We start from the raw sequence: 24,553 nt of genomic DNA on the forward strand, positions 1-24,553 counted from the left end.
AGCCCCGCAGCGCACAGCGGCATCCCGTACAATCGCTCTCAACAAGGGGAGTACTCCCACCGCGACGATCTCGTCAGTACGGACCACGCCATCGTGATCCCGGGACGTCGGCCCTCTCGCCGGGGCGGAAGAGACCTTGGTGTCTTGTCGTACACCTATTTCCCTTGGAGGTCGCCATGGGCGTCACCCCCCTCATCTGGATCATCACGATCGCGGTCACGATCGCGTTCTTCGTGTTCGAGTTCTTCGCGCACGTGCGCAAGCCGCACGAGCCGACGATCGGCGAATCCGCCCGCTGGTCGGCCTTCTACATCGGGCTCGCGCTGCTGTTCGGCGTCGGCATCGGCGTCGTGTCGGGCTGGACTTACGGTGGTGAGTACTTCGCCGGGTACCTGACCGAGAAGGCGCTGTCGATCGACAACCTCTTCGTCTTCCTCATCATCATGACCGGCTTCGCCGTGCCGAAGAAGTACCAGCAGAAGGTGCTGATGGTCGGCATCGTGATCGCGCTGATCATGCGCGGCGCGTTCATCGCCGTCGGCGCCGCCCTCATCGAGAACTTCTCGTGGATCTTCTACATCTTCGGTGCCCTGCTGCTGGTCCTGGCCTACCGCCAGGCCTTCGCCCACGGCGAGAGCGACCCGGCCAACGGCAAGTTCATGACCTTCGTCCGCCGCGTCCTCCCCGTCACCGAGGAGTACAACGAAGACAAGCTGACGGTGAAGAAGGACGGCAAGCGCTTCGTCACCCCGATGCTGCTGGTCATCATCGCGATCGGCTTCATCGACCTCGTCTTCGCCGTCGACTCGATCCCCGCGATCTACGGCCTGACGAACGAGGCGTACATCGTCTTCACCGCCAACGCCTTCGCCCTGATGGGCCTGCGTCAGCTGTACTTCCTCATCGGCGGCCTGCTCGAGCGCCTGGTCTACCTCGCTCAGGGCCTCGCTGTCATCCTCGCCTTCATCGGCGTCAAGCTCGTGTTCCACGCCCTGCACGTCAACGAGCTGCCCTTCATCAACGGCGGCGAGCCGCTGCTGTGGGTGCCCGAGATCCCCATCTGGTTCTCGCTGTTGTTCATCGCCGCGACCGTCGCCGTCGCCACGATCGCGAGCCTGCGCAAGACCCGCAACGACGACAAGAAGAAGGAACGCGAGACCTTCGACGGCGAGAAGGTCATCCACGCCCCCGAGGACTGACCCTTCGACGACGGGCCCGCGGCAGCCGCCGCGGGCCCGTCGTCGTTCCCTGCCGCATCCGAGGTGTCGGCGCAACCCCGGCGATCCCCCTCGAGGTCGCACCTACCGTGGCCGCATGACGCGATTCGGCTACACCCTCATGACCGAGCAGAGCGGCCCGAAGGCCCTCGTTGACTATGCCGTCGGCGCCGAACGCGCCGGCTACGACTTCCTCGTCTCCAGCGATCACTATTCGCCGTGGCTCACCAGCCAGGGACACGCCCCGTACGCGTGGACGGTTCTCGGCGCGGTCGCGCAAGCGACCACCGATGTCGAACTCATGACCTATGTCACCTGCCCGACGATCCGGTATCACCCGGCCGTCGTCGCTCAGAAGGCAGCCACCCTGCAGTTGCTCTCCGACGGGCGCTTCACGCTCGGCCTCGGTTCGGGTGAGAACCTGAACGAGCACGTGGTGGGAGAGGGATGGCCCGCGGTGCACGCGCGCCAGGACATGCTCGTCGAGGCGATCGAGATCATCCGCGCCCTTCACACGGGCGACCTCGTGACGTACGACGGAGAGTACTTCCGCGTCGACTCCGCTCGCGTCTGGGACGCCCCCGAAGGCGGGGTCCCGATCGGCGTCGCGGTGTCGGGCGAGCACTCCATCAAGCGATTCGCCCCGCTGGGCGACCACCTCATCACCACCGAACCCGAAGCCGACCTCATCGCCGGCTGGGACGAGCACCACGAGGGCGAGTCCCGCAAGATCGGGCAGATCCCCATCAGTTGGGACCCGGACAAGGGAGCCGCGATCGAGCGCGCGCACGACCAGTTCCGGTGGTTCGCCGGTGGATGGGCCGTCAACTCCGACCTGCCGACCCCGGCCGGATTCGCGGGGGCGTCGCAGTTCGTGCGCCCGGAGGACGTCGCCGATTCCATCGCGTGCGGCCCCGATCTCGACGAGCTCGCCGAGAGCGTGCGCCCGTTCATCGACGCCGGCTTCACCGACATCGCCATCGTGCAGGTCGGCGACGCGCAGCAGCAGCGGTTCGTCGACGAGGTCGCCGCTCCCCTGTTGGAGAAGCTCCGCGCCCTCTGATCCCCCGGATCGACCCGTCGCGGGGGCGCGCATCTCGTGCGTCCCCCCGGCGGCATCCGGGATCCGCCTCAGCGGGTTGCGACGTATCCCGCCTCGCGCACCCACTCCTCGAGGCGCCACACCGGGAGACGGAAAACCCGTGCCACGGCGACGGGGGAATGGTTCGCCTCGGCCACCGCGGCGATCGCGAACTCGCGGAGCGAGCGGAACTCCCGACCCGCGAGCACTCCCTCGCGGAGGTCGGCGAACGTCCGCGGCTGGCGGGGCGGGGTCTGCCCCTGCACCACCAAGACGTACGGCGACATGTGTTCGACCCCGTGGGCGGCCGCACGGCGGTGCACCGATTCCGCGGCGGACGTGGCGTTCGAGGCGATGTCCCTGCTCACGCCGGCGGGTACCCGGCTCGACACGGGGACGCTGACGGAGGCCACGGGCGGTGCCGGTACCGGCGCTACCCAGGGGGCGTCCGGGAGTGAGCCTCCCCACGTCGTCTCGGTCGGGGTCACCGCCGGTGGCGCGGGGCGTGCACCCGAGGTCGCCTCCGGCATCGTCGGTGCGGCCACCGCGGTCGTCCAGGCCGCGGGCGGAAGATCGCCTCCCCACACGACCTCGCTGGGCACGACATAGGGGCTCGGCGCCGGAGCGGCTGCAGCCTCGGGCATCCACGGCGCGGGCGGGAGCTCGCCGCCCCAGATGACCTCGCTGGGAACGACGTAGGCGCTCGCGGGCTCGACCGGTGCAGCCGCGCGTACCGGGTCGGCGAAGAGCTCGGCGACGTCGACCTCGAAGGTCTCGGCCAGGGCGACCAGGGTCGCCAACGAGGCCGTCGTCCGACCGGCTTCGAGTGCGCGCACCCGCGACTCCGACAGCCCCGCTTCGAACGACAGGGCCGTGATCGACAGATCGCGTTCCTCGCGCATGCGGCGCACGCGGGCAGCCAAGGTGTGCAGGACTTCGTCGAGGCGATCCGCCTCCGGTGCGTCGTTCACGCGCTCACTCCCGTCTCACGCGAGGCGCGATCGGCCTCGTCGACCCACTGTTGCAGACGCCAATGCTGTATCCGGAACAGGCGCGCAATGGTGGTGACGGAGTAACCGCCCTCCCGCACCGCCGCGACGGCGAAGTCCTGGAGCGAAGCGAACGTGCGCCCCTCCAGGGGCCCCGTCCGCAGATCGGCGAAGGATCGGGGCCGCACGCGCCCCGGACGGACCCCACCACGCGGGGTCCCAACCGGCTCCGACGTCGCGAACCGCTCCCCCGGCGTCCACGACCCCGGACCCTGCGGCATCCGTGGTCCCGCTCCGCGCGTGCTCGTCGATGACGGCGATCCGACGAGCACCGGAGCGGTCGCTTCCGCCGGCTGCTCGTCGACCGGGCGTGGCGCTTCGACGACGCCTCCCGGGTAAGCGGCCATCTGCTCCTCACCATGGCGCAGCAGTGCCTCACGCAGCAGGTCGCGCAGACGCTGATGCTCGCGACGGCGACGCCACAGCACGGGCACGCCGATCGCGGGGACCAGCAGCACGAGGGCCCACATCCACATCATCGGATGCTCGTTCATCCACCCGACCCAGGCCCACTGGAACGTCCAGGCGGACTGATCGTTGTCTGCCTGCATGGTGCGCGCCCCCGACCACAGGGCGACCGCGTCCTGACCGACGCCGCGCAGCACGTTGCCGGTGATGTCGGCGCGGGCTCCGTCAGCCAGTTCGACCGCGTATCCGGATGCCACGGTCATGTCGTTTCCGCTCACGATGACGGCCGCGCGCGTCAACTCCAGCGCGATGCGGCGGCCCACCAGGCGCGAGTCGGACACCGTGGCATCCGTGATGTCGCCCGAGATGTCGAGACCGCGCAGATCTGCGGACGATAGATCGGCGTTGGCGACGGTCAGCCCGGTCGAGGGCCCCTCGACGAGGACGGCCGTGCGCGTCTCGTCGACCGTGGTGCGCCGGATCTCGGTGTCGTCGGTCGAGATGACCCGCACACCGCCCTCGCGATTGCCCGAGATGCGGCACTCGGTGAGCGTGAGCCCCTGGGAGGGGGTGAGACCGTAGCCGCCGGTCGTCGGTCCGTCGGCGAGCGCGGCTCCGTCGACCCGGACACCCCACCCGGCCGATCCCTCGACCGTGACGTCGTCGAGAGTGACGGCGCTCGACTGCCGCGAGACGGCGATCCCGTCGCCGCCGGAACCGGTGATGCTCGTCTTCTCGATGGTCGTGTCGCTCGCGCCGTTCGTGACCTCCACGCCGGTCAGCGTCGAATCGTCGAAGCGGGAATCCGTGATCGTGATGCCGGTGGTGTCGGATCCGAAGAACCCGTAGTGCAGTCCCGTCGTCGTGACGTCCTGCAACGCGGCGATCGACCCGCTGCCGCTCCCCGTCACCGAGACCCCACCCGTGCGACCGCTCCAGAAGCCGAGATCAGAGAGGCGTGTCGACACCAGACCCAGGATGCCGTCGCGCACACGGATGTAGGCGCGCCCGTCGCTCTGATCGGTGTCGGGGGCGGCCAGCGTGTCGTCCCAGCTGGTCACCGTGACGGGGTGGTCGGCTGTTCCGCCGATCGCGAGGATGCCGCCCCAGCCCACGATGCTCGTGGTGGTGTCCGCCGTGCTGAGCAGGCGCAGGGTGTCCGTGCCCTGAGCTGCGCTCGGATACAGGTCGAGTTCGGCACCCGCCCGGATGACGACGTTGCGGACGAGGGTCGCGGTCGTGCCGTCGTCGACCCGCACGGCCCCCAGGGCCACGAGGTCGCCGAAGAGGTACCCCGTCTGCTGACCGTTGCGAGGAGCAAGCACCACGGTGTTCCAGGTGTCCAGCAGAGCGGGATCGCCCGTGGGCAGCGCCGCAACCGCGGAGAGCCGGGCGTCCTCCGCCGCGACCCTCTCGGCCGGCGTCTTCGGCGTGTCCGAACCGTCGGAACCCGCCGAGCCCGACGGAGACGGCGCGACGAGGGGCGTGTCGGACTGCGCGGCCGCGTCCACCCACGGCAGGAACGTGCCGGTGTGCACGAAGTTGCCCGTGAGCACGACCCCCACGACCAGCACCACGACGGCGACCACCATGGCCACTCGAACCGGGCCGCGGATGCCGGGCCGGGCGTCGCCGCGCTCCTCCGCCGTCAGCGCGCCATCGTCATCCACGGCTCACCTCGCCGGTCGCCGCCGCAGCGTGCGCATCCGCGCCCGACAGGCCGACGCTCGCCGCCGACTGCCCCTCGCCCCCGAGGCTCGCCTCGGTCTGGCCCTCGCCGCCCGTGGCATCCGCCGATCGCGTCAGCCACCCCTGCTTGTTCATCGTGAACAGCGCGTAGACCTTGATGGGCAGCGCCACGAGGATGATCACGAGGGTGACGAGCGGGAGCAGCACGATGTCCTCGGGCCGCCGCCACAGATGCGACATGCCGCGGATGCCGCGACCGACGAACAACCACAGCACGGCCAGCCCGAGGGCGAGCCAGGGGTGGGAGGACCGCACGGAGAGCGCGATGTAACCGAGCGCGACGAACATCGTGAACGGGGTGAGCAGGATCTGCATCATCGTGATCTGCGAGATCAGCGGCACCTTGAACACCCACCCGCGCCGGATCGCCGTGAGATAGCAGCGGTAGGAGTTCCGGCTCCATCGCACCCGCTGCTTCACGAACGCCCGGAACGTGCCGGGGAACATCGACAGTGCCCGCGCACTGTCCTGATGCGCGACGCGGAACCCCTGCGACAGCACGAGCCACGTCATCCGGCCGTCGTCTCCGGCCACGCACTCGCGTCCGAAGAAGATCTCGTGCTCGAGGTCTTCGACGCGGGGCTGGATCACGGTGCGTCGGTACGCGGCGGTACGACCCGAGGCGCAGATGATCCCCCCGAACCGCCCCATCGCGGGGGCGTAGTCGGTGTAGCGCAGGTCGATGATCCAGTCCGCGACGCGGCGCCACACGCTCGATCGCGGAAGGTAGACGTTCTGCCGGGTGCTGACGGCGCCGACCGCGGGATCGATGAAGGGCATCTGCACGGCGGCGAGCATGCCGTCGTCCCACGCGGTGTCGGAGTCGACGAACACGATGAGTTCGGTGTCGACCATCCGGATGCCGACGCCGAGGGCCGACCGCTTGCCCCGGTGCTGGAACATGACGACGTCGACGCCCGGGATGCCGAGGGCCTCGATGCGCCGTTGGGCCTCGATGTCGGCGAGGTCGAGCACGATGATGATGCGCGAGGGCCCCTGCCGTACCCAGGTGCGAAGGCATCGGACGAGGACGTCGGGGTCTTCGTGGAACGACGGGACGACGACGGTCGTGGTCGTGCGGAAGGCGTTTCGCACGGGACGGGCGGTGGCGGCGAGGATCTTGCGCACCAGCCAGAAGCCCCACGAGACGATCCCGAGGTAGCCGAAGGGCAGCACCCACATGAGCTGCTCAGCGAATGAGCCGTCGTGCACCGTGTCCCCTCCTGACGGCCAATGCCGTCGGCTGCGCCAGGGGAGACAGTGAACGATAGCGCGTCCGGTGCCGCCGTGTCGTCAGGTACAGCGACCGGTAACGAGCTCGATACCCGCCGACACGGTGTTGTCACACGCGACGACGTTGCCCGCCCTCTGCGCCGCGCCCACCAGCCGCACGCCGACGCCGGCCGCCGCCGCCCGCAGGTCCGAGCCGCTGACGGTGTTGCGCTCCCCCCACGGCGCGACGATGACGTGCACCGAGACGGCGTCGACGGGGCCGGTCACGGTGCTGCCCTCAAGCCGCCACCCGGAGCCCTTCAGGTCGATCGCGCTGTCGACGCTCGCCCCGGACGCGGTGGCGAGCGTGGACGCCCGGATGACGCCGTCGCTGGTGCCCTCCTTCACGTCGACGGCCTCCGCGGTGGTGTCCGCGACGACGAGCTGCTCGAAGACGTTCCGATCACTGCGGTCGGGCTGACACGCGCTGTGGCGGCACCAGTTCGACTCGGCCGATCCCACGTAGATCCCCTCCCCGAATTCGGGGTCGGTCAACCCGGTCTGCTCGACCGTGATCGCGCGTACGAGATTGTCGCTGCTCGCCGCACGCAGGTGGAGCCCTTCCTGGCCGACGTGGGAGATGCGCAGGCCGGACAACATCGTGTGCGAGACGCCGTCGAGGACGACGCCCTTCTGCCCACCGCGCACCTCCAGGTCGCGAACGTCCCAGTACGACGCTCCGTCGAGGTGCAGCGCATACCCGTGATCGACACCGCCCGCGTCGATCACGCTGCCGGCGACGCCGCACAGGACGATGGGCTGATCGGTGGTCCCTGAGGCGGTGGCGCGGAACCGCCCCGTGTAGGTCGCATCGGCCAGCTGCAGGACGGCCCCGGGCTTCGCGTCATCCAGAGCGCGCTGCAGGGCGTCGGCGTCGGCACCGACCTGCACCGCCCCGGGCGCGCACGGCTCGTCCGCCGCGGGAAGCGCCGTCGACGCGGTCGACGCGACACCGGGGGCGCATGCGGAGAGCATCAGGCCGGCGCTGAGCAGCGCGAGGGATCGAGGAAGGCGGGACATCGGGTCGAGTATCGCAGGAGCCCCGCTTCGACGGACCCACGTCCGACCGGCGGCAGGGTCTCCCCCGCCGCCGGCGGATGCGTTCGGCGTCGCAGGGGCGCGGGGCCGGACGAGCTCAGTCCCGCGCGAAGGTCGCCTTGGCGTCGGCGACCACGCTCGGTTCACGGAACGCGGAGAGCGCCGTCGCGGCGAGCATGAGCGCTCCGTCGGCGATCGTGGGCGGAGCGAGCTCGGCCGAACCCGCGGCCGCGGCGAACTCCCGGGTGTGCGGAGCCACGTCGCGGGCGAGGCAGATCATCGGGTGGATCGACGGGACGACATGGCTGACGTTGCCCATGTCCGTGGAGCCCGCGACGGTGGGGTCGGGCTCGAGATCGCGCCCGAGCACGCTGTAGGCGGCCTCGGCGACGTCGACGAGCGTCGGGTTGGACCGCAACGAGAAATAGGGTGGCGTGTTCTCCGCGATCTCCACCGTCGTGCCGGTTGCGATCGCCGCACCCTCGAAGCAGTCCCGCACGCGCGGTACGACGTTCGAGAGCAGATGGTCGCGATCTGCCGCCCGCACGAAGATCCGCAGACTCGCGCGCTCGGGGATGATGTTCGGCGCTTGCCCTCCGTTCGTGATGATCGCGTGGATGCGGACGTCATCGGTCATCTGCTGTCGGAGCATCCCGATGGCCGTCAACGCCAGCGTCGCGCCGTCGAGGGCGTTTCGACCGAGTTCGGGCGCCGCCGCCGCATGCGCCGCCTTTCCGTGGAAGTCGATGTCGAGGGCGACGCGCGACAGCGACGAGCCGCGTACGGCATCGGTCCCAGACGGGTGCACCATCATCGCCAGGTCGACGCCGTCGAGCACACCGCCCTCGATCATGGGCACCTTGCCGGCGGCGCCCTCTTCGCCCGGGCTGCCGATGACGACGAGATTCGCGGGCACCGGCGACGCCTCCAACGCGTCCTTGACGAGAAGACCCGCGCCGAGACCGCAGGCGGCGATGATGTTGTGCCCGCACGCGTGACCGATCTCCTCAAGGGCGTCGTACTCGCAGAAGATCGCGATGGTCGGGGCGTCGGCATCCGTCGTCGACCAGCGCGCCACGAACGCCGTCTCGAGGCCGGCGAAACCGCGCTCGATTGCGAAGCCCGCCAGCTCGAGTTCGGCCGTCAGGCGCGCGGCGGCGTGCGTCTCCGTGAAGCGGATCTCGGGATGCGCGTGCAGGTCTGCGGCGACGTCGACGAGCGTTGCGAGCCTGCGCTCGAGGAAGGGACGCAGCTCGGTGATCGTGGTCGGCATCGCGTCGATGCTCGCTGCGGCGGTGGAACGCACGGTGAGGGTGGACATGGGGTGGACCTCCTGGGGGTCTCGGCGGGCGGATGGAGAGGCGATGACGGTCACTGCAGCTCGAGGCCGTGGCCGGGGCCGACCGGCAGGCCGAGCAGACCCCAGACGATGAACTGCAGGAGCCAGACGCCCCAGATCACGAGGGTGAAGGGGATGACGAGGCTGAAGAGGGTTCCGAGTCCGGCTTTCGGCTGCCACCGCTGCAGCAGACCGAGGACGACGGGCAGCATCGGGTTCATCGGCACGAGCGGGTTGGTCGCGGAGTCGGTGATGCGGAAGGCGGCCTGGACGTACGCGGGGTCGATGCCCGCGAGCATGAACATCGGCACGAAGATCGGCGCGAGCAGGGTCCACAACGCCGAACCGCTCGCCAGCAGCAACGCCGGGATCGTGCAGAACAGGCTGAAGAGCACCAGTCCGCCGAGCCCGCCGAGCCCGGTCGCCTTCATCGCCTCGGCCCCCGATGTCGCGAGCAGCAGGCCGAGCTGAGACCAGTTGAACCACGCGATCGCCTGCGCGGCCGTGAAGATCACGACGATGAAGGGAACGAGGTCCTTCACCGCTGCCGTCATGTGCTCGGGTATCTGTCGCGCCGAGGTGAGGGTGCGGGCACCGAGTCCGTATGCGATGCCCGCGACGAGGAAGAGGAACAGGATGAAGATCGGCAGCGCCGTCATGAAGGGCGATCGGAGGATCTGCCCTCCTTCGCCCTGCAGAGGCGACCCGGGCACGGCGACGACCGTCGCGACGATGGCGAGGTAGGCGGCGACGGCGATTCCGGCCACCCGCAGTCCGCGGCGCTCGATCGCCTCGAGCGGCTTGGACGCGTCTTCGTCGGCAAGGCCCCCCTCGTAGGGGGTGAGACGCGGTTCGACGTAACGCTGGCAGACGACCGTGATGACGACGGCGAGGAGGAGGGTCGAGGTGGCCATGAAGAAGTAGTTGGCGAGCGGTGACACCGACGCCCCGGGATCGACGATCTGCGCGGCGCTCGTCGTGATGCCCGACAGCAGAACGTCCGTGCCCGCGGGGACGACGTTGGCACTGAACCCGGCGACGACCGCGGCATACGAGGCCGCGAAGCCGGCGAGCGGGTGCCGACCGGCGGCGAGGAACGCTGCTGCGGCGAGGGGCGGCAGGATCACCATCGCCGAGTCGGACGCCAGGTTGCCCATGAGGCTGACGAGCACGACCACGAACGTCACCGCCCAGCCGGGCGCCGCGAGCACGGCGCCGCGCATCGCGGCTTTCAGCAGTCCGAGCCGCTCGGCGACGCCGATGCCGAGCATGACGGTGACGATGAGGCCGAGCGGGGGGAACGTGACGAAGTTCTGGATCGCGGTCGTGAGCGCGTAGACGACGCCTTCGCCCGACAGGATGCTGCGGATGGGGATCGTCTCGCCCGTGGCGGGGTCGATCGTGGCCGCCCCGAGCAGGGTGGCGATCGCCGAAGCGACGGCCACGAGGCCGGCGATGAGGAGGAAGAGGTAGAAGGGGTGGGGCAGCTTGTTGCCCACGCGTTCGATCCCGCGCAGGATGCGGCCGCCGAGGCCTTTGGCGTCGGCGAGGGTCAGTGCGGGGGTGGTGTCGGTCGACATGGGGGGCTCCGTGTTGTTCGACGTGGCGGTCGGAGAGACTGCGCCTGGCATCTTGCCGATCGCGTGTCACAAACAGTGGCGGATGTTCGATTCCGACTCCCACAGATGCCAAGATGTCGGTTATGCGCATCGAGTCGTCGCCCCACCCGCACGACCTGTCGGATTCGGACCTCGCGCTCGTCGCCGCTCTGCAGGACGCGCCACGCGCCTCGTGGGCGTCGATCGGCCGCGCCGTCGGCGTCAGCGCCCCGACCGCCCGACGGCGTTGGGCGGCGATCGTCGAGTCGGGGGCCGCATGGGCGACGACGTACGTGGGTTCCGGCGCGGGCATGCTCTTCGGGCTGACCGAGGTGCGCTGCCGACCGGGCAGCGTCGACGCCGTCGCCGCCGTGCTGCGCATGCATCCGAAGGTCATCTCCGTCACCGGCATGACGGGCGACCGCGATCTCGTCCTGACGATCCTCGCGGAGGACATGGCGCGCTTCCGCCGGCTCATTCAGTCGTGGTTGGGGTCGCACGAGGCGGTCATCGGCGTGCGCTCGACCGTGGTGACCCGCATGTTCTCCGAAGGTTCGCGCTGGCGCGCGGTCGGTCCCCCGCAGGCGGTTGCTCTGCCCTCGGTCCCCGATGGCGAGCCGATCGCGCCGACCGCGCAGTGGCATGCGGTGCTCGACGAACTGGAGCGCGACGGTCGCGCGTCGCCGCAGGCGATCGCGGCCAGGCTTGGCAGCTCCGAGGCTCACGCGCGTCGCGTGGTGCGGCGGCTGCTCGGCACGGGATGGATCCAGCAGCGCATCGACGTCTCGCTCGAACAGAGGATGTGGCCGCACGCTCTGGCCCTTTGGCTCGTGGTACCCGCGGCACGGCTCGAGGCGACGGCGCTGCAGATCGCGAACATGCCGATGACGCGCATGTGCGCCGCCCTCGCGGGCGGGGCATCGAACCTCTACGTCATCGTGTGGCTCCGAGACCTGTCGGATGCCGCATCGCTGGAGGCGGAGCTGGCCCGGAGCCTGGAGTTGCGCGTCCTCGATCGCGCCATCCTGCTGCACTACTACAAGCGCGTCGGCCACCTCTTCGACGACGAGGACCGACGCGAGGGCCACGTGTCGTGGCTTGCCCCGGCTCCGGAGCATGCGCGGACTGCCGGCGCCGGCCCCTGAGCGGTCAGGTCATCGGAGGCGTGGCACCGTGTCCGCCTTCGAGGAGTGCCCCGCTTACCCCGGCGTCCAGGGCGAGCACGTCATCGACATCGAGGACACCGATCAGCTGCCCCGCCGCTTCGCCGAGATGTGCGCGGTGTGTCTGCCGCCGGGGCTCCGCGCGCCGACGACCCCCTCAGGCGCGGAAGGACGGAGAGCCCAGAACCCGCTCGACGGTCAGCTCGAGGACCACGCGCTCGGGGTTCACCCGGGGCTGGCGGTAGCGGGCGGCGTACAGGTCGACGGCGTGCGCCACCGCGTCGGCGTCGTCGGTGACCCGGGCGGGGCCCTCGAAGCTGATCCAGCTGCCCCGGTCCACCGAGCAGATCGATGCGCGACCACTGCGGGCGGCATTGACGAATTTCTGGGTCCCGCGCGAGCCGATCACACGGACCACGCCGTCCTCGTAGGTGAAGCCGACGGGCACCGAGTGCACACGGCCGGAGCGGCCCACGGTGGAAAGGGTGGCCAGGTGGTACTCGCTCATGAAGGCGAGGGCGTCGTCGGTCAGCACGGTTACAGCGTGCCACGTCCGGCGATGGACGACACCGTCCGCGTAGCGGCATCCCACCTCCGGATGCCGACGGCTCGGGTCGCGAGATCGGCGCCGCCCGCCGCGGCGAGCACCTCCAGCGCGTCGCCCACCCGGTCGAGCGGCACCCGACGGGCCAGCGTCACGTGGGCCGTCCAGGCACCGGGACGCGTGTGGTCGACGTCGTCGCCGGGGCCCGCGAGCTCGTGGACGCGGGAATGGAGGGCGAGCACGTCCATGGTCGGAACGACCGATCGCGCGATCACACGCGTGCGCCCCGCGCCGAACAGGAGCGGCGCGCCGAGGGTGAGAGCCACCGGGAGCGCCCTGTCGAGCTCCGACGCCGCGATGTCGCGGAGCGCGGACCGTACGAGCAGCGTCGTGTGCGGCCGGTTGCTCTCGCCCTTGTGCTGGGCCTGGCTGGGCAGACCGGCGTCGGCCAAGGCCTTCCACTCGCTGCGCACCGCGGCATCCGTGTCGTCGTCGAAGACGAGCTCGAGACTGACGACGTCCGTCATGGCGCGCTCAGCGCGTCGACCACCAGGCGGCGGCAACGAGGAGAGGTTGGAAGAAAAGGCGTCCGAATCGCTTCTGGTCGGTGTCGAGCCCGAAGGCCGAACGTCCCTTGCGCCACTGATCGATGTTGCCGGGGAAGATCGCAACGAAGAAGGCAGCCAGCGCCGCTCCGATCCGCCGACGCTCCTTGGGCAACGCCACGAGCGCGAGACCGAACGCCGCCTCGACGACACCGGATGCCACGACCACGGCGTCCCGATCCAGAGGGAGCTTCTCGACCAGGGCATCGGGCACCTGCGCCTGGAAATCGCGCCGCGCGAAGGTCAGGTGCGCGACACCGGCGAACATCATGGCCAGGGCGAGGGCCCACCGCACCGGAGTTCTCATGACCCCCACGTTATGACGTTCCAGGGCCACCCCGGCGGGCTTGACGGCGGCCTCCGCACCGACACACGACATCGGCCGATGACCGCTACGACACCCGTACGTATTGCGCAACCCCAGGCCGCCGGCCGCGCCCGCGAGTTGACTTGGTGCACACACGAAGGAGGTGCCCGTGACCATGACCGATGTCGCATCCGCAGCGACCCGCGATCCCGATCTGGATGCCCTCCTGGTGCGCGCGGCCTCCGGAGACTGCGACGCGTTCGTCGCCTTCTACGATGCGACCTCGCCGCGCGTGTACGCGACTCTGCTGGCCCTCACCGGCCTGGCGCAGCGGGCCGACGCCCTGCTCGAGGGGATCTACGTCGAGGCGTGGGAGCGGATGCGCGGACGATCCGCGCCTCCGTGCCCGGGCCTGCAGTGGATGTCGGCGATCGCTCACCGTCACGCCACGGGCACCGTCTGACCGGGTCGAGTCGGTTCAGCGGGACCGCTCGGCGACGGGGACGTCGTGCGATTCGATGTCGAGGGTCAGGCCACTCGAGGAGTTGGCCGAGTTCGCGTAGGTCTGCAACAACTGCGGATCGAGCATCTCGGGCTCGACCGCCCCGAAGACGAAACGAAGCGGGATCGACGGCTGGATCCAGATCGTGCTGCGTCCGGTCTCTTCGCCCGACGGGTGCCGCCACGACATCGTGAAGCTCTCGCCGCGTCGGAGCTTCGTCGCGATCACGACCTTCACGTGCGCGAGAACCCGATCGGGAATGCTGATCGGGCTCGCGGAGGAACCGTAATACAAGAAGCCCATGAGCGTCTCCTTCCAGGAGATTCGGCCCTCGTTATTTTACTAGATTGCCTAACTATCGCAAGGGAAGAGAAGGGAAACGACGGGGATCCTTCGCGTTGTCGGACTCGAACCGGAATGCATCGCCTGTCGTGTATCTCGACGACCTAACTAGACTGGCCCCCGGGTGGCCGGAGCCCCGAGGAGACCTATGACGTTCGACACTGCTGAGGACCACGCGACCACAGCCGCACGCGCCGTGGAGCGACTGCGTCTCGCGGAGGCGCGCCTCGCGCGACGCCGCCAGACAGACTGCGGACCCAGCGAGAACGCTCGAGCCGCGATGCGCCTGATCCTCGAGCGGGCCGACGCGGGCCTGTCGGTCACGCCGACCGAGATCGCTCAGTCGCTCGCCGTATCGACGGCGTCGGTGACGGGCATGCTCGATCGTCTGCACGCGGGAGGCCTCATCACCTTCGCCGCGAATCCCGCCGATCGCCGGAGCAAGTTCGTGCTCCCCTTCGATCGCGACACCGACGCCGACGCGATCGACCCGGTCACGGCGCGCATCCGCGAGTTCGCCCTCGACCTTCCCGACGCGCTGGCCGACCAGGTCGCCGCCTTCCTCGACCGCGTGCGCGAAGTCGTCGACGCCGAGTGCGCCTGACGATCGTCACCCGATGAGGCTCGGCACCGAATCGGGGTCGGGCTCGGCGACGACGCTGAGACCCTGCGGGGTGCTCGCCTCGTTCATGAGGTCGTCGATCCACCGGCGGTTCAGCTGCGGAGCACGACTGCCGTAGAAGTGGAAGACCAGCGGAATCGACGGCGAGATCCACAGGGAACGCGTGCCACTGCCGTCACCCATCGGGAAGTGGAACATGAACGGCTCGCCACGGCGCAGCTTGTTCATGAAGACGACACGAAGGTGAGAGAGCGTCCGGTCCTCGATGTCGAACGAGTGACCTGACGTGTTGTAAACCAGTTTTCCCACGGAGAGAGTCTATGCCCGTTCACCGAGTTAACTACCTCGGCGCCACCCCCGCTCACCTCGGATAGAGTCCTCAACGTGGCGCGAACGCACCGGCCGAAGAGGCCCCGACGACGGATTCCGCGCGCCCTCGTGGTCGTCGGAGCCATCGTCGTCATCGCGGCGTTGATCGCCGCCATCGCCGTGGTCGGGAGCCTCGTGACCACTCTCTTCCAGACCCTCGGGGCCCGCCCGCCCGCCGTCGATACGCGCATCGTCGCTCCCGACGAGTCGAAGGCCGCGCAGGCGGCCCGCGCCGGCGCGGGCGACGCCGATGAGAACGCGGCCGCGGAGTGGCTCTCGACCCAGCCCACGACATACTGGCTCACGCCCGAGATCGATCCGGTCGATGAGGTGTGGGACCGCGTGGCGCACCTGGCCGCTGAAGCCCGCGACCAGAAGGCGGCGCTGTCGATCGCCGTGTACGGACTCCCCGATCGTGACTGCGGCAATCACTCCGCCGGCGGACTCGACCCCGACGCCTACCGCGAATGGACCGGGCGGATCGGCGACGCCTTGCGCAATGCCTCCGACATCCAGAAGATCGTCGTCCTCGAGCCCGACAGCATCGCTCTGGCATCCTCGTGCGGGTCCATCCAGGACCGCGCGGGCTACCTGCGCGGGGCGGTCGACAGCATCCGCGGCACCAACACCTGGATCTACCTCGATGGGGGCCACTCCTCGTGGCATCCGCCGGCCGAGATGGCCGACCTCCTGCGAGCGACGAATCTCCTCTCCGACGTGCGCGGAGTCGCGCTGAACGTGTCGAACTACCAGGACACCGCGGCGGAGTTCGCCTACGCCCACGCGCTCTCCGACCAGCTCGGCGGCATCCACGCGGTCATCGACACCTCGCGAAACGGTGCCGGGCCGGCGGGCTCCGAGTGGTGCAACCCCGCGGGTCGACTCGTGGGGAGCCCGGGCGGTTCCTACGGCGACGGGGTCGTCGACACGAACCTGTGGATCAAGCCCCCGGGCGAGAGCGACGGCGAATGCAACGGGGGCCCGGTTGCCGGCACGTGGTGGCCGGCGGCCGCCGCGGAGCTGACCAGAGAGCAGCGCTGACGGCGCGGACCGTCCTCCCCGCGCGCGAAGTGTGTCAAGATTGCGCTCGTCGCTGTGCGACGCCGTGTCTCGGGGGAGAACGCGGGCACGATCTCGTGCGAAGCCGGAAGAGTGGGTGAAATGAGCGACAGCACCGAGTTGCTGAAGACAGCCGTCATCGTCGAAGACGATCCCGACATCCGACACCTCCTGGTCGAAGTGCTCGAATCGGCCGGTTTCTCCACCGTGTCGGTCGGTAACGGCATCGACGGCGTGCGGGCGGTCATCGCCTACCAGCCGCTGATCACCACGCTCGACGTGAACATGCCCGGCATCGACGGGTTCGAAGCCGCGCGCCGCATCCGCCAGCAGAGCGACACCTACATCATCATGCTGACCGGCCTCGAAGAAGAGGCCGACGTCGTCCTGGGTCTCGGCGCGGGCGCCGATGAGTACGTGGTCAAGCCGTTCCGTCCGCGCGAACTCCGCGCGCGCATCGAGGCGCTGCTGCGACGTCCGCGCGCCGGCGACTCCGCGGCATCCGCGGCCCCTCGACAGGACAGCGTCGGCCCCTCGTTCCCCGCCGCCCGCACCGAATCGCCCGCACCCGCGGCACCCTCACCGGTCGCCTCGGCCCCCGCGGCGAGCGCACCGGTGGTCGTGCCGTCGTCGCAGGGACCCGAACCGCGCGCCGCGGCACCCGGAGGCGAGATCGTGCCGCGCGCCGCTGCGGGCGAGCTCACTCCGACCGGCGGAGCCTGGGTGGCGCACCGCGACCTGCAGCTCGACCCCGACAGTCGCCTCGTGCGTGTCGGTGGCGAGGAGCTCGACCTCACGCGCACCGAGTTCGACCTGCTCGCGACCCTGATGGAGTCGAAGCGACGCGTGCGCAGCAAGGCCGACCTCACCCTCGTCCTGCGCGGCGAGTCCTACGTCACGAGCTACTTCGTCGGCGAGGCGGACAAGCGCGCGATCGAGGCCCACATGACCAACCTGCGGCGCAAGCTGGGCGACAACCCCGCCAACCCCCGGTACATCGAGACCGTGCGCGGCGTGGGCTACCGTCTGACCTCCGAGCTGCTGGCCGCGCCCTGACGCCCCGGACATAACGAATGCCTCGGCCCTCCCCAGGGCCGAGGCATTCGTCCTTTCTGACGCGTTCGGGTCAGATCGTGGGTCCGTCAGACCTTGAAGCCGTGCTGGCGACGGACGAGCTTGGAGAACATCAGGAGGGTCTGCAGGACGGTGACCACGCCGACGATGGGCCATCCGATCCACAGGATCGAGGACTGCACCATCGGGCCGACCATGATCCAGATGACGGCGAGGGCGATCGCCACGCCGATGAGCACGATCATCGGCGTCCAGTGACCGAGGCCGCCACCGCGCTCGGCCTTGGCCTGCATCGCCCAGTTGTCGACCTTCTTGCGTGAGAGGAAGCGGGTCCACGAGCGCACGAAGTGACTGATGCGGATCCACATGAACAACTCGGCCGGGAAGAACAACACGGCGAACAGCACGTCGTTGCGGTTGACGTTCTTCATCGTGCGGGCGATGCGCAGGTTCAGCAGCATGGCGATGACGGGCGGGATCAGCCAGAGCGGCGAGAACACGAAGGCGTTCAGCGTCAGCGAACCGGCGAGCAGCGTCAGGAACGCGACGCGGACGAAGAGGTTCGTGAGCATGCCGAAGTTCTCGAACCACCGGAGGCGCAGGTTCGGGTGGAAGGGCTGGCCCTTGGTGTCACCACGCTGGCCGGGCCACATCAGCTCGATGGCACCGTAGGTCCACTTGACCTGCTGTGCGTCGTAGCCCGAGAGGGTGGTCATGCCACCCACGTCGGCACGGGCGTACGGGCTGATCTTGGTGAGGTAGCCGGCGCTCTTGATCTGCAGCGACAGCAGCGAGTCCTCGACCTCGGAGTCCTTCACCCACGGGGTCGACTGGTGGTTCTGCGACATGGCGTCGCGGAGGGCGTTCGTGGAGAAGATCGAGAACTGCCCGCCGAGGACCGCCATATTGCGGCCGCGGAGCATGTTCTGCAGGTTGAAGGCGGCGAACTGCGTGCGCTGACCGGCCGTCAGGAAGCGCGCGATGACTCCCTTGATGGGCTTGTCGTCGATCGTGTAAATCGCCGAGATGCCGCCGATGCGGGAGTCCGACACGGCCTCGGTCTCGAGGAACTCGACGGCCTTGCTGTCGGCGATGGTGTCGCCGTCGACGCCGAGGAGGTAGTCGTAGCCCTCCACGAGGGAGTAGCCGTAGTTGAGCGCGCCGACCTTCTTGTCGGGGTTCTTGCCGATGTCGTGCACGAAGACCTCGGTGAACTGCTCGCCGAGCTCGGTGTGCAGCTCGTGGGGTCCGCTGTACTCCGAGGCGATCTTGACCGTGGCGTCCGAGGTGTTGTTCACGACCACGTGGATGACGTCGGGAACGCGGGTCTGCGCCAGGAGGGCCTCGATCACATCGGCGATCGACTCCTCCTCGTTGTAGGCGGGGATGACGCAGCCGATGGTGGAGCGGTGCACCGACGTGTTCTCGAGGACCGCGGCGAAGTCATCGGCGAAGCCGTGCTCCTCGCTCGCCGTCGCCGTCAATTCGCCCGGGTGTATGCGAAGATCCCGAGACTGCGGGGTGAAGTTGCGCGCATCGGTCATGGCGGGGTCTTCCTGTCGGTGGAGCGGCGTATCGGCTTGTTCCTACTCTGGTAGGTTCACCGCAAGACGACCACTGCCGAACACCCCCGTCTGCGCAAGATTTCCTCAAGATTGCGTCTGACGCCCGAAGGAGACGACCCCTGTGATCGTCCTCGCTCTTCTCGCATCGATCGCCGTAGCCGGCGTCGCGGGAACGATGCTGTTCCTCGCCCACGGCCGCCCCGGCGATGACCGCGGGGGTGCCCGCGCCGACATGGTGCGCTACTTCGGCATGGCGGCCATCGCGGCTCTGCTGTGCGGCGCGATGAACGTCGTCGAGACCGCGGGCGGAGGGGTGACCGCCGCGGCGGCGGGCAACGCCACGAATCTGCTGGCGGTGGGCCTGCAGTGGGCGGGCGCGCGGCGGCTGAACGGTCGCTCCGCGATCGGCGGGGTGAGCACTGTCGCGGTCGTGATCCTCATGTTCGGGGTCACGTACCTCATCGACCTCGACGACGCCACGCTGCTCAAGACCGCGGGGCTGGTGGTGTTCGCCGCCCTCGGCGCGCTCGAGCTCTCACGACGACCGCTGGGCGAGTTGGGCGGAGCGAAGCTGATGGCGTGGACGCTCAGCCTCTTCGCGGCGTACAACCTCTCCCGACTCGCCGTGGTGGCCGCCGTCGGGATCGCACCCCTGCTGAGCCCGGGAGCCGTATCGGCCGAGACGACGGCCGTCGTCAGCGCGCTCGCGATCGCCTCGGTCTCCGTCGGTGCCGTGTGGATCGGCCGGCAACTCGACGACGACCCCGCCCCCGGCACCCGCGCGCACGATCGCGGCTCGCTGCGCCGCGAGGCCGAGATGCTGCTCGCGGAGCACGTGCCGGTCCGCGCGACCCTGGTGCGCGTGCCCGAGATCGATCTCATCCGCGCCGCGCACAGCGGCGAACGGGGCGACACGATCCTGCGCACGGTCGGCGAGGCGGCCCAGGACGTGCTACCCGGAGCCGCCACCGGCCTCCCCGCGCGCGACACGGTCTTCGTCGTCGCCCCGTCGGTTCTCGACACCGCCGAGGTCGAGCAGGCCGTGCGACGCGCCTTCGCCCGCCGCATGCCGGCGATCGATTACGACGACGTTCCCGACCTGACGTTCGAGCACTACCTCGTCATGGACGTCGATGATCTCTCGCTGCTCATGGAGAGTCGACGCCTCCGCCCGCGGCAGGGGCACAACGGCGCGGAGTGAGAGGGGCGGATGCCGCCCGCTCAGCCCTGCCCGTTGGTCTGGCCCCAGCCGGGTGCGCGGCCCGTGCTGCTCTGCGTACCGGTCCCCTGGCTGCCTCCGTCGACCTGTCCGTCGTCGGCGAAGATCGCGATCGGCAGGTACTGGTAGACGGTCTGCTGCGAGAACGAGGTGTCGGTGTTCGCCGTCCCCTCGACAGCCACGTTGAGCGCGAACTCGAGCGTGATGCCGTAGGTGTCGTTCGGCAGCTGGCGGATCGAGGTCGTGGGCACCAGCAGGCCGCCCTGGTAGCTGTTCAGCAGCAGCCCGCGCTCGGAGCGCAGGGTGTCGGTGGGAACCAGGGTGCGCGGGTCGGCGCTGAACTGGAACGGGTTCGACACCTGACCGCTGGTCTGAGCCGTCTGCGAGGTCACCGAGATCGACGAGACGTACACGCGTCGCTTCTCGGCGAGGACCGCCTTCTCGTCGACCCGGTTGTCGACGATGTTGACCGCGAAGCCGAGCTGCTTCTCGTTGGTGGGGGTCCACTCCATGGTGCGCTTGGGGTCGACCGCCCAGACGTCGAGACGCAGCTCGAGGCCGTCGGCGACCTCGGAGGTCAGCCGCACCGAGCCGTCGTAGGTGAATTGCGAGTCGAAGGGCTTCGCGTCGGCGGACGACTGCGGAGCGGCGGTCGGCACGACCACCGATTGGTTGCTCCCCGGCTGGCCGGGCAGCGAATTGAATGCATCGGCGATCTGACCGCAACCGGTCAAGGTGGCCGGCGCGACGATGGCGAGGGCAACGGCCAGGGCGGTCGCGCGGACGCGACGGCGAGAGGTCATGCTCACAGGTGACTCCTGAGGAATGGGCGCGGACGCGCCGAGGTCGACGAACGACCATCACGCTGCGGGATGCAGGCCTCAGGGGGAGTCTGACCGGGCGCGTGGGTGCGAAACCACGAGCGGCGAGCAGAGACAGGATGGCGCGCAGAAGACTACACCACTCTCTATACACTCGAACACATGGCATCACTGAGGAGCGTCCCGCCGGCGGTTCCTCCCGAGGTCGTGCCGGACGACGACGCGACGAACCCGAGCAGCCGCACCCGGTCGGTCTGGCTCCTCCAGCTCGTGCTCGGCGCCAGCGTCGTCATCACCGTGCTGCTCGTCCAGGCGCTCGAGCCGTCGCTGTTCGCCCTGTGGCCGTTCTCCTCGGGCGTCGGCGTCATCATCGCCCTCACCGCGGTGGCGATCGTGGTGCCGTGGCAGAAGCTGCCCCGCGCGGCGGTCGCCCTGATCCCGTTCGGTGACATCGTCGGCATCGGTCTCTTGAGCTTCGGCACCGACCTGCGCTTCAGCTTCTTCTGGGTCTTCCCGATCATCTGGATCGCCACCCATTTCACCCTCGTCTACCTGATTTCGGCCATCGGCGCGGTCGGCGTCATCATCGTCATCGACGCCGCCGTCAACGCCACCGGTCCCGTCACCGCGCTGCGTCTGATCGTGGTGCTGCTGTCTCTCACCTTCATCGCGATCACGTCCTACCTGTCCGCGCGACAGACGCGGGCGTTCAAGCAGCTCCTGCGTCGCCAGGCGAGCCGCCTGCAGGGCACTCTGCAACGTGTCTCGGGCCAGGAGCGCCGCGTCTCGCAGATGCTCAACGGTCTCGACACCGGCATCGCCCGCCTCTCCGCCGACGGCGAGGTGCTCGCCCTCAACGACACGTACGTCGCGCTGTACGGCGTCGAGCGCGACGAGCCGCAACGCCCTGGCGGCGCGGTCGAGTACGCGAACCTCCGCGGCGAACCGCTGCCCGAGTCGGAGCGGCCCTTCGCCCGCGCGGCCCGCGGCGAGCAGTTCGACGACGAGCGGGTGTGGCTGTTCGATCCGCACGGCGAATGGCACGCCCTCTCGGCATCCACGCGTCGTCTCATCTCGTCGGACGAGCCCGAGAGCACGCTGTTGATCATCCACGACATCACGGCCCTGATCGAGTCCGAGCGCGCACGGGAGCGACTGGCCGCGACCGTGTCGCACGAGCTGCGCAACCCGCTGACGGCGATCATCGGCCACGCCGACCTGGCGCTCGACGATCCGAACCTGTCCCCCAAGGTGCACGAGCAGCTCGAGGTCATCGCCGCGGCCGGCGAGCGCATGCAGAAACTGATCTCCGAGATCCTCGCGACCTCCCGTGGAGTGTTCCGCGAGACGTCGGGGCCGGCCACGGCCGATGCGAGCCGCATCATCGCGTCGTCGCTGGCCTCGTTCCGCCCCGCCGCCGCCGCGCGCCGGGTGAGCGTGATCGACGAACTCCCCGAGTCCGCGGAGGTGCTCGGCGATGCGTTCCGCCTGCGGCAGGCCTTCGACAACATCCTCAGCAACGCGATCAAGTACACGTCCGCCGGGGGAACCATCCGCATCAGCGGAGAGGTCTCCCCCGACGACGTGATCCTCCACTTCGCCGACACGGGCATCGGCATCCATCCCGATGACATCGATCGGGTGTTCGACCCGTACTTCCGCGCGCAGGCGGTGCGCGAGAGCCCGACGCCCGGCACGGGGCTCGGCATGGGCATCATCCGCAGCATCGTGGAAGACCAGGGCGGGTCGCTCTTCCTCGAGAGCGAGCTGGGCGCGGGTACGACCGTGACGGTGGTGCTCCCCTCGCGATCGGACGCCGCCGTCGCATGAACACCACCGACGTCCTCTCGAACCTCGGACTCGCGCAGGCGACTGTCGCGACCGTCTCCACGGTGATGATCATCGGCCTCGGCTTCCTGCATCGTCCCTCGCGCTCCGCGCTGCTGTGGTCGCTCGCCTTCGTGCTGGCGATGACGAGCACCTGGGTGACGATCATGGGATCGATCGCGGATGCCGAGCCCGTGCGCCGCGCGGGGCTCGGACTCATGCTGGGTGCGCCCGCCCTGATCTGGTCGGGGTTCCGCGCGCGTCGCGGGGTGCCGGCGTTCCCGTGGATCGGCGGGATGCAGGCGGTCTTGACTGCGATCGCGTTCACGGCGGTGACCGACGCCGCCGCCTACGGCCTCGCCTTCCGGCTGGCCTTCGTCGGTGCGGCCGTGTTCGCCGGACTCACCATCGGCGAGCTGCGGCGCGCCGCCGATCGCCTGGAGCGACTCGCTCTGCCGCTCACGATCGTGTCGGCGGGCTTCGTCGCCGTCGGAGCCGCGATCCTCGTGTCGGGGTTGGCCGCCCCTGCCGACATCGGCGACCTCGCCCTCCCCCGGGTGATCAACGGACTCGCGATGCTCATCTACCTGGTGTGCGCCACGGTCTCGCTGCTGTACTTCACCTCGGTGTCGCCGACCGGGGGCCACACGGCGTCGACGTGGCCGCACTTCGTGATCACGGCATCCGACCGTCTGCGTCGCGCCCGCCGTGCGCGCGAGCAGTCCTGGGCGGTGCTGACGGTGCGGCTCGACGACCCCACGCACATCCGCAGCGCGGCCGGAGAGAACGGGTGGCTGCGGCTCGTCACGGAGTTCGAGGCGGTCGTCGACGAGAGCTTCCCCGCCGACGCGGACATCGGACGCGAGACGCGGGGTCGCCTCGTGATCGTCCTCGCCCGACCGGGTTCCGTGATCCGGGAGCACGTCCGCACGACCCTGCGCCGCATCACCGAGTTGGACGTGTCCGACCACGTCGACGTGCAGTTGTCGGCGAGCGTGGGCTGGGTGCCCGCCGAGAGCGCCGACTACGACCTCGCAGCCCTCGTGCTGGCGGCCGGAGAAGCCGCGGCCGAGGCCACCCGTCAGGGCGGCGATCGGTGGGAGCGCGTCCGACCCTGATCAGCCTGCGGGCGTCGCTTCGCCGCCCCCGGCGATGGCGACCGTCAGAGTGTCGCTGGCCGTCTGCTTGGCGAACTCATTGGACGTGGGGGTGGTCTGGACCAAGAACTCGAAGGTGAATTGGAGGGTGACAAATGTCGCGTCCGCCGGGACCTCGCCGACGTTGAACGTCTGCGAGTAGCTGTACGGCGCGAGCACCAGATATCCCGGGGCATCCGTCTGATCCGACTGTGCCGACAGGGGCGAGAACGACTGCGAAGCGTTGCCCGGCACGGCCGTCATGGTCGCCCTCTGCAGGTACACCTTCTGCCCGTCGTTGGGCGTGACGGTGGTGACCATCGACAGGTTCACCGGCTTGAGCGCCGTGGGCGTCCACTTGTCCATCGACAGCGTCGACCAGTAGTCCACTGTGGCACCGACGGCACCCGCCGTCAGCGTCCGCTGCGTCGAGCCGCTCGCCAGGTCGTTGCGCACCGGCTGCGGAACCGTGGTCTGCGTGACAGTCGGCGACGCCGAGGGCGTGCCCTGACCGCCGCCCTGGGCCCATGGCGGGGCCCCGCACGCAGTGAGTGCGAACACGGACGCGCCCACCATCGCCGCGCTCCAGAACGCTCTGCCGCGCCGCATCGCCCGCACCATGGATTCTCCCCCGAGTCGTTCCTCCC

General features: G+C 69.5%; 24 protein-coding genes. 10 read left to right on the plus strand and 14 right to left on the minus strand.

Annotated features, from left to right (window positions below; all coding sequences use genetic code 11):
• The first annotated feature begins 176 nt into the window (after positions 1 to 176).
• Positions 177 to 1,199 (plus strand): TerC family protein, encoded by a 1,023-nt coding sequence (locus tag RWH43_RS02935; RefSeq protein ID WP_154096173.1) that lies wholly within the window; start codon positions 177 to 179, stop codon positions 1,197 to 1,199.
• Between the two features lie 115 nt (positions 1,200 to 1,314).
• Positions 1,315 to 2,280, plus strand: a complete 966-nt coding sequence (locus RWH43_RS02940) for an LLM class F420-dependent oxidoreductase (protein ID WP_144829621.1) — start codon at positions 1,315 to 1,317, stop codon at positions 2,278 to 2,280.
• A 68-nt stretch (positions 2,281 to 2,348) separates the two neighbouring features.
• Here RWH43_RS02940 and RWH43_RS02945 read toward each other — a convergent pair whose 3' ends face one another.
• The 6 genes from RWH43_RS02945 to RWH43_RS02970 form a co-directional block, all read right to left on the minus strand.
• Positions 2,349 to 3,269, minus strand: coding sequence for a helix-turn-helix domain-containing protein (locus tag RWH43_RS02945; protein WP_154096175.1), 921 nt, complete (start codon positions 3,267 to 3,269; stop codon positions 2,349 to 2,351).
• Entirely contained in the window at positions 3,266 to 5,425 is a 2,160-nt protein-coding gene (locus RWH43_RS02950) for a right-handed parallel beta-helix repeat-containing protein (protein WP_316000634.1), read from the minus strand. The genes RWH43_RS02945 and RWH43_RS02950 overlap by 4 nt, the downstream gene beginning before the upstream one ends.
• Entirely contained in the window at positions 5,418 to 6,716 is a 1,299-nt protein-coding gene (locus RWH43_RS02955) for a glycosyltransferase (RefSeq protein WP_154096177.1), read from the minus strand. Before RWH43_RS02955 ends, RWH43_RS02950 begins: the two co-directional genes overlap by 8 nt.
• Before the next feature lie 81 nt (positions 6,717 to 6,797).
• Entirely contained in the window at positions 6,798 to 7,796 is a 999-nt protein-coding gene (locus RWH43_RS02960) for a right-handed parallel beta-helix repeat-containing protein (protein ID WP_144829633.1), read from the minus strand.
• 115 nt (positions 7,797 to 7,911) lie between these two features.
• Positions 7,912 to 9,135 carry a M20 family metallopeptidase gene (locus tag RWH43_RS02965; RefSeq protein WP_144829635.1) on the minus strand — a complete coding sequence of 408 codons (1,224 nt, stop codon included), beginning with the start codon at positions 9,133 to 9,135 and terminating at the stop codon, positions 7,912 to 7,914.
• Between the two features lie 50 nt (positions 9,136 to 9,185).
• On the minus strand, positions 9,186 to 10,733 hold the full coding sequence (locus RWH43_RS02970) for an AbgT family transporter (protein ID WP_316000635.1): 1,548 nt from the start codon (positions 10,731 to 10,733) through the stop codon (positions 9,186 to 9,188).
• A gap of 113 nt (positions 10,734 to 10,846) precedes the next feature.
• On the opposite strand from RWH43_RS02970, the gene RWH43_RS02975 reads away from it, so the two are divergent.
• The gene (locus RWH43_RS02975) at positions 10,847 to 11,896 is read left to right on the plus strand and encodes an Lrp/AsnC family transcriptional regulator (RefSeq protein ID WP_144829641.1); all 1,050 of its coding nucleotides are present in this window, start codon (positions 10,847 to 10,849) and stop codon (positions 11,894 to 11,896) included.
• Positions 11,897 to 12,071: 175 nt separating this feature from the next.
• Here RWH43_RS02975 and RWH43_RS02980 read toward each other — a convergent pair whose 3' ends face one another.
• The 3 genes from RWH43_RS02980 to RWH43_RS02990 are packed head-to-tail and all read right to left on the minus strand — an operon-like array spanning position 12,072 to position 13,370.
• Positions 12,072 to 12,449, minus strand: coding sequence for a PPOX class F420-dependent oxidoreductase (locus tag RWH43_RS02980; RefSeq protein ID WP_154096179.1), 378 nt, complete (start codon positions 12,447 to 12,449; stop codon positions 12,072 to 12,074).
• A gap of 2 nt (positions 12,450 to 12,451) precedes the next feature.
• Positions 12,452 to 12,985, minus strand: coding sequence for a 2'-5' RNA ligase family protein (locus RWH43_RS02985; RefSeq protein ID WP_144829647.1), 534 nt, complete (start codon positions 12,983 to 12,985; stop codon positions 12,452 to 12,454).
• A gap of 7 nt (positions 12,986 to 12,992) precedes the next feature.
• Positions 12,993 to 13,370 carry a DoxX family protein gene (locus RWH43_RS02990; RefSeq protein WP_144829650.1) on the minus strand — a complete coding sequence of 126 codons (378 nt, stop codon included), beginning with the start codon at positions 13,368 to 13,370 and terminating at the stop codon, positions 12,993 to 12,995.
• A 169-nt stretch (positions 13,371 to 13,539) separates the two neighbouring features.
• On the opposite strand from RWH43_RS02990, the gene RWH43_RS02995 reads away from it, so the two are divergent.
• Positions 13,540 to 13,833 carry a sigma-70 family RNA polymerase sigma factor gene (locus tag RWH43_RS02995; RefSeq protein WP_144829653.1) on the plus strand — a complete coding sequence of 98 codons (294 nt, stop codon included), beginning with the start codon at positions 13,540 to 13,542 and terminating at the stop codon, positions 13,831 to 13,833.
• 15 nt (positions 13,834 to 13,848) lie between these two features.
• On the opposite strand, the gene RWH43_RS03000 is transcribed toward RWH43_RS02995, so the two are convergent.
• Positions 13,849 to 14,175, minus strand: a complete 327-nt coding sequence (locus RWH43_RS03000; protein WP_154096181.1) for a DUF7882 family protein — start codon at positions 14,173 to 14,175, stop codon at positions 13,849 to 13,851.
• Between the two features lie 187 nt (positions 14,176 to 14,362).
• Between RWH43_RS03000 and RWH43_RS03005 the strand changes: the two genes are divergently transcribed.
• Complete coding sequence (locus RWH43_RS03005; RefSeq protein WP_144829659.1) at positions 14,363 to 14,818, plus strand: MarR family transcriptional regulator; 456 nt, start codon at positions 14,363 to 14,365, stop codon at positions 14,816 to 14,818.
• Positions 14,819 to 14,824: 6 nt separating this feature from the next.
• On the opposite strand, the gene RWH43_RS03010 is transcribed toward RWH43_RS03005, so the two are convergent.
• On the minus strand, positions 14,825 to 15,145 hold the full coding sequence (locus RWH43_RS03010) for a DUF7882 family protein (protein WP_144829663.1): 321 nt from the start codon (positions 15,143 to 15,145) through the stop codon (positions 14,825 to 14,827).
• 75 nt (positions 15,146 to 15,220) lie between these two features.
• On the opposite strand from RWH43_RS03010, the gene RWH43_RS03015 reads away from it, so the two are divergent.
• On the plus strand, positions 15,221 to 16,246 hold the full coding sequence (locus RWH43_RS03015; protein WP_230704170.1) for a glycoside hydrolase family 6 protein: 1,026 nt from the start codon (positions 15,221 to 15,223) through the stop codon (positions 16,244 to 16,246).
• 120 nt (positions 16,247 to 16,366) lie between these two features.
• A complete protein-coding gene (locus RWH43_RS03020; protein ID WP_316000636.1) occupies positions 16,367 to 17,320 on the plus strand; it encodes a response regulator transcription factor in 954 nt (317 codons plus the stop codon).
• An 86-nt stretch (positions 17,321 to 17,406) separates the two neighbouring features.
• On the opposite strand, the gene RWH43_RS03025 is transcribed toward RWH43_RS03020, so the two are convergent.
• A complete protein-coding gene (locus tag RWH43_RS03025) occupies positions 17,407 to 18,882 on the minus strand; it encodes a glycosyltransferase family 2 protein (RefSeq protein WP_144829665.1) in 1,476 nt (491 codons plus the stop codon).
• A 142-nt stretch (positions 18,883 to 19,024) separates the two neighbouring features.
• On the opposite strand from RWH43_RS03025, the gene RWH43_RS03030 reads away from it, so the two are divergent.
• Entirely contained in the window at positions 19,025 to 20,104 is a 1,080-nt protein-coding gene (locus RWH43_RS03030) for a hypothetical protein (protein WP_316000637.1), read from the plus strand.
• A 20-nt stretch (positions 20,105 to 20,124) separates the two neighbouring features.
• Here the strand turns inward: RWH43_RS03030 and RWH43_RS03035 are convergent, their stop codons facing one another.
• Positions 20,125 to 20,925 carry a fructose 1,6-bisphosphatase gene (locus RWH43_RS03035; RefSeq protein ID WP_230704517.1) on the minus strand — a complete coding sequence of 267 codons (801 nt, stop codon included), beginning with the start codon at positions 20,923 to 20,925 and terminating at the stop codon, positions 20,125 to 20,127.
• A 180-nt stretch (positions 20,926 to 21,105) separates the two neighbouring features.
• Between RWH43_RS03035 and RWH43_RS03040 the strand changes: the two genes are divergently transcribed.
• Complete coding sequence (locus RWH43_RS03040) at positions 21,106 to 22,773, plus strand: sensor histidine kinase (RefSeq protein ID WP_316000638.1); 1,668 nt, start codon at positions 21,106 to 21,108, stop codon at positions 22,771 to 22,773.
• Complete coding sequence (locus tag RWH43_RS03045; protein ID WP_316000639.1) at positions 22,770 to 23,888, plus strand: hypothetical protein; 1,119 nt, start codon at positions 22,770 to 22,772, stop codon at positions 23,886 to 23,888. Before RWH43_RS03040 ends, RWH43_RS03045 begins: the two co-directional genes overlap by 4 nt.
• Here the strand turns inward: RWH43_RS03045 and RWH43_RS03050 are convergent, their stop codons facing one another.
• Positions 23,889 to 24,467, minus strand: a complete 579-nt coding sequence (locus RWH43_RS03050; protein WP_262346185.1) for a hypothetical protein — start codon at positions 24,465 to 24,467, stop codon at positions 23,889 to 23,891.
• Between the last annotated feature and the right edge of the window lie 86 nt (positions 24,468 to 24,553).

Origin of the sequence: Microbacterium algihabitans (genome assembly GCF_032464975.1) — a bacterium.
GTDB lineage: Bacteria > Actinomycetota > Actinomycetes > Actinomycetales > Microbacteriaceae > Microbacterium > Microbacterium algihabitans.

Coding starts and splice junctions, on each gene's coding strand:
- RWH43_RS02935 (WP_154096173.1), top strand. CDS start 177: ATGGGCGTCACCCCCCTCATCTGGATCATCACGATCGCGGTCACGATC.
- RWH43_RS02940 (WP_144829621.1), top strand. CDS start 1,315: ATGACGCGATTCGGCTACACCCTCATGACCGAGCAGAGCGGCCCGAAG.
- RWH43_RS02960 (WP_144829633.1), bottom strand. CDS start 7,796: ATGTCCCGCCTTCCTCGATCCCTCGCGCTGCTCAGCGCCGGCCTGATG.
- RWH43_RS02965 (WP_144829635.1), bottom strand. CDS start 9,135: ATGTCCACCCTCACCGTGCGTTCCACCGCCGCAGCGAGCATCGACGCG.
- RWH43_RS02970 (WP_316000635.1), bottom strand. CDS start 10,733: ATGTCGACCGACACCACCCCCGCACTGACCCTCGCCGACGCCAAAGGC.
- RWH43_RS02975 (WP_144829641.1), top strand. CDS start 10,847: ATGTCGGTTATGCGCATCGAGTCGTCGCCCCACCCGCACGACCTGTCG.
- RWH43_RS02985 (WP_144829647.1), bottom strand. CDS start 12,985: ATGACGGACGTCGTCAGTCTCGAGCTCGTCTTCGACGACGACACGGAT.
- RWH43_RS02990 (WP_144829650.1), bottom strand. CDS start 13,370: ATGAGAACTCCGGTGCGGTGGGCCCTCGCCCTGGCCATGATGTTCGCC.
- RWH43_RS03000 (WP_154096181.1), bottom strand. CDS start 14,175: ATGGGCTTCTTGTATTACGGTTCCTCCGCGAGCCCGATCAGCATTCCC.
- RWH43_RS03005 (WP_144829659.1), top strand. CDS start 14,363: ATGACGTTCGACACTGCTGAGGACCACGCGACCACAGCCGCACGCGCC.
- RWH43_RS03020 (WP_316000636.1), top strand. CDS start 16,367: ATGAGCGACAGCACCGAGTTGCTGAAGACAGCCGTCATCGTCGAAGAC.
- RWH43_RS03025 (WP_144829665.1), bottom strand. CDS start 18,882: ATGACCGATGCGCGCAACTTCACCCCGCAGTCTCGGGATCTTCGCATA.
- RWH43_RS03035 (WP_230704517.1), bottom strand. CDS start 20,925: ATGACCTCTCGCCGTCGCGTCCGCGCGACCGCCCTGGCCGTTGCCCTC.
- RWH43_RS03040 (WP_316000638.1), top strand. CDS start 21,106: ATGGCATCACTGAGGAGCGTCCCGCCGGCGGTTCCTCCCGAGGTCGTG.
- RWH43_RS03045 (WP_316000639.1), top strand. CDS start 22,770: ATGAACACCACCGACGTCCTCTCGAACCTCGGACTCGCGCAGGCGACT.